A 4,355-nucleotide genomic window follows, 5' to 3' on the forward strand; every position below is an offset into this window, starting at 1 on the left:
CTGGGTGGCGTTGTACTCCTCGAGCAACAACGCCCGCTCCGCCGGCTCCAGCACCTCCACACGCCCCACCGGCACCGACGGATCAGCGACCAGCTGGGCCAGGACGCGCGTCAGGCGGCCGGCGAGGACCTCCACGGTCGGCCGGTCCAGGACGTGCTCCTGGTACTGCAGGTTCAGTCTGAGGTGCGGGTCGGCGTCCGCCATCACGGTCAGCGGGTAATGAGTGCCGGTGGAGGGGCGGATGCCGGTGAAGGTGATCCCGGCCGCCGTGTTGGCGTCGTTCAGCTCGTCGCGGTCCACCGGGTAGGACTCGAAGACGACCAGGGTGTCGAAGAGGGTCTTCAGGCCGGTGGCCCGGTGGATCTCGGTCAGGCCGTGATGGTGATGGTCGAGCAGCGCGGCCTGGCGCCGCTGCAGGTGGTGCAGCACGTCGGCCAGGGAGTCCGACGGCGACCAGGCCACGCGTACCGGCAGGGTGTTGATGAACATGCCGACCATGGAGTCGACGTCGGTGACGGCCGGCGGCCGCCCGGAGACGGTCGCGCCGAACACCACGTCCCGCCGCCCGGTCAGCTGTCCCAGCAGCACCGCCCAGGCACCCTGCACCAGGGTGTTGACGGTGACGCCCAGCTCGGATGCGCGCCGGGTCAGCCCGCGCACCTCCTCGGTGCCCAGAGGCAGCTCCACGTGCCCGATGCCCGAACTGCCCTCCTCGGCGGAGGCGGCACCGGGGAACAGGAGGGTGGGCTCGTCGACGCCGGCCAGCTCCTCGGCCCAGGCGCGTGCGGTCTTCTCGTGGTCCTGACGGGACAGGTGGACGAGGAAGTCCTTGAAGCCGCGCACCCTCGGCAGGACCGAGGTGTCCCCCCGCGACCCGTACAGGCGCAGCAGATCGGACATGATCACCGGCAGGGACCAGCCGTCGAACAGGGCGTGGTGGGCGGTCAGCACCAGTTCCGAATGGGCGGGCGCCATCCGGACCAGGGTGAGCCGCAGCATGGGTGCCGCGGCCGGGTCGAAGCTCCGCGCGTGGTCCTCGGCGAGGAAGGCGTCGAAGGCGGCCTCGCGCTCGTCCTCGGGCAGGTGGCTGAGGTCGGTCTCCTGCCAGGGGACGTCGATGCCGTCGACGACGAGTTGCACCTGCTGTCCGGCGGCGTCGTGCACGAACGCGGTGCGCAGGTTGGCATGGCGTTCCAGGAGGGCCTGCGCGGCGGTGTGCATCCGGTCCGGGTCGACCTCGCCCTCGATGCGGAACGCCATCTGCATCTGGTAGGCGTCCCAGGAGCCGTCGTTGAGCATGGACTGGAAGAGCAGTCCGGACTGCAGCGGGGTCAGCGGCCAGACGTCGGCGAGGCCGGGGTACTGCTGCTCCCAGCGTTCGATGTCGGTCTGGGTGGCGTCGACCAGCGGCAGGTCGGAGGGGGTGCGGCCGCCCGCGCCGGAGGACTCGACGTGCCGGGCGAGCGCGGTGAGCGCCTCGCACCAGAGGGCTATCAGCTCCTCGACGTCCGTCCGGCTCAGCAGGCCCGGCGCGTATCCGGCCGCGACGTCCAGGCACGGCCCGGTGTCGGTGTCGACGACCGCGGAGTTGATCTCCAGGCTGGACATGGCGGGCATGTCGGCGTCCAGATCGGCCGCCATCTCGAAAAGCTGGGTGAAGCCGAGTCCGCGCAGGTGCTCGGGCATGTCGGCGGCGGAGAACCGGCCCAGATAGTTGAAGCCGATCTGCCCCGAGGACGGGTACGCCGCCAGCTCCGCGTTCGTCCCGGCGTTCAGGAAACGCAGCAGGCCGTAGCCGAGACCCTTGTCGGGCACGGCCAGCAGCTGCTCCTTGACCGCCTTGACGACACCACCGGCGGCCGGCCCGCCGGCGAACGCCTCGTCGAGGTCGAAGCCGGCGGTGTCCAGACGGACGGGGAACATGCTGGTGAACCAGCCCATGGTGGTCGACAGGTCGGCGCCGGGGATCACGTCCTGCTCGCGGCCGTGACCCTCCAGCTTGATCAGTGCGGAGGTCTCCTCGACACCGCGCGCACGCCGCCACCTGGCCAGGGCCAGAGCGAGCCCGGCCAGCAGGCCGTCGTTGACGCTGCCGTGGAACGCCGCCGGCACACGCGTCAGCAACGCCTCCGTCACCTCCGCCGGGAGCTTGACCTCCACCTGCTCCAGTGCGGTTCGGGTGTCCGTCGCGGGGTCCAGCGGGCGGGTGCCGAGCAGCGGGTCGGGACCGTCCAGGGTGCGGCGCCACAGCTCCATCTCGGCCAGCCGCTCCGGGCGGTGCGCCTCCTCGACCAGGGCATGTGTCCAGCGGCGCACCGACGTCCCGGACTTCTCCAGACGCGGCGTCTTCCCGGCCCTGACCTGCTCCCAGGCCGCGGCCAGGTCCGGCAGCAGAATCCGCCAGGACACACCGTCGACCGCCAGGTGGTGCAGCACGATCAGCAGCCGCCCCGGGACACCGGTGTCGGCCGGGTCGAACCACACGAAGCGGGCCATCACGCCGGCGGCCGTGTCGAGCAGGCCGGTCGCCGCGTTCAGCTCGTCCAGGGCACGGGCACGCCAGGTCTCGTCCCAGGTGCCGTCGCACTCCACCCGGTGGACCAGGGCGGCGGCGTCCACCGAACCCTCCTCGCTCACCACCAGGCGGCCCGAGCCGTCCTCGGCGGTGACCAGGCGGGAGCGCAGGATGTCGTGCCGGTCGATCACCGCGCCCACAGTCGCGGTCAGACCGCCCGCGTCGATCCCGTCCGGCAGCTCGGCCATCATCGACATGGAGAACCGATTGTGCCCGCCGCCGAGTTCGCGCATGTACTCGGCGATCGGCAGCAGCGGGAACTCGCCCGTGCCGCCGCCCTCGAATTCCTCCAGGACGACCGCGGTGCCGGTCGTGGTGGCCACCCGGGCCAGTTCGGCGACGGTGCGCTGCTCGAAGATCTGCCTGGGGGTGACCTCCACGCCCTGGGCGCGAGCCCTCGACACGACCTGGATGGAGCGGATGGAGTCACCGCCGACCGCGAAGAAGTCGTCGTCGACACCGACCCGGTCCACACCGAGGACGTCGGCATACACCACGGCAAGGGTCTTCTCCGCCGGGCTCACCGGGGCGCGGTAGGCGCCGGTGGTGAACTCCGGCTCCGGCAGCGCCTTCACGTCCAGCTTGCCGTTGGGCATCAGCGGCAGCCGGTCAAGGATCACGAACGCCGAGGGCACCATGAACTCCGGCAGCCGCCGGCCCACGAACGACCGCAGATCCGTCGCCTCGATGCCCGACCGGAAGTCGTGGCTGTCGTTGTCGCTGGTGAACGCCGGAACGGCATAGCCGACAAGCTGCTTGGCGCCGTTCGCCTCGCGGACGACGACGGCGGCCTGGGCGACGCCGGGGTGGGCGGTGAGCGCGGCCTCGACCTCGCCGGGTTCGATGCGGAAGCCCCGCACCTTGACCTGGCTGTCGGCGCGGCCCGCGTACTCCAGTTCGCCCTCGCTGTTCCAGCGGGCGAGGTCGCCGGTGCGGTACATGCGCCCGCCCGGCGGGCCGAAGAGGTCCGGCAGGAACCTTTCGGCCGTCATGTCGTGGCGGCCACGGTAACCGCGCGCGATCTCGCCGCCGATGTACAGCTCGCCGGTGACACCGGGGGCGACCGGCTGCAGCGAGGGAGAGAGAACGTAGGCGCGCATGTTGCCCAGCGGTCGCCCGATCGGGACGCTGCCGGTCCCGTCCCACTCCTCGCCGCCCCTGATGGCGTGCGCGGTGGCGTAGAACGACTCGGTCTGGCCGTAGGCGTTGACGATCGTCACGCCGGGGAAGGCGGCGCGGGCCCGGCGGACCAGCTCGGCGGGCAGTGCCTCGCCGGCGAAGACCAGCACCTCCGGGCGGGTGGTGGCGGCGATCTGGTCGAGCAGCTCGGCGAAGGCGGAGGGAACGGTGGAGATGACGTGGCCGTCCCAGCCGCCGCGTCCGGCGAGTTCGAGGACGTCGGCGACGATCTCGATGCTCCCGCCGTGGCAGAGACTGGTGAAGACCTCGAAGACCGAGACGTCGAAGTTCACCGAGGTGCTCGCCAGGGCCTTGCGGCCCGGCCCGGCACCGATCAGACCCGCAAGGTGCGTGATGCCGTTGACGACACCCCGGTGCGTGATGGCCACGCCCTTCGGCACACCCGAAGAACCCGACGTGTACATCACATAGGCGAGACTCCCGGGCCCGAAGACGCCCGCCAGGTCGCCTTCCGTCAGGTTCTCCCGGCCCTGCTCCCCCGCCAGGTCCAGCTGGTCGGTGAGGAGGGCGGGAACGTCGTGCTCCGGCAGGACCGGCGCGGTGACGCTGTCGGTGAGGACCAGAACCGGTCCGGCCTCCT

At 71.4% G+C, this 4,355-nt stretch carries 1 protein-coding gene; it reads right to left on the reverse strand.

Features of this window, described 5'->3' with window-relative positions:
• A partial coding sequence (locus ACIRDU_RS38580; protein WP_403588894.1) for a condensation domain-containing protein occupies nucleotides 1–4,355 on the reverse strand: 4,355 nt, incomplete at both ends.

It is taken from the genome of Streptomyces sp. NPDC093598, assembly GCF_044764825.1.
Taxonomy (GTDB): Bacteria; Actinomycetota; Actinomycetes; order Streptomycetales; family Streptomycetaceae; genus Streptomyces.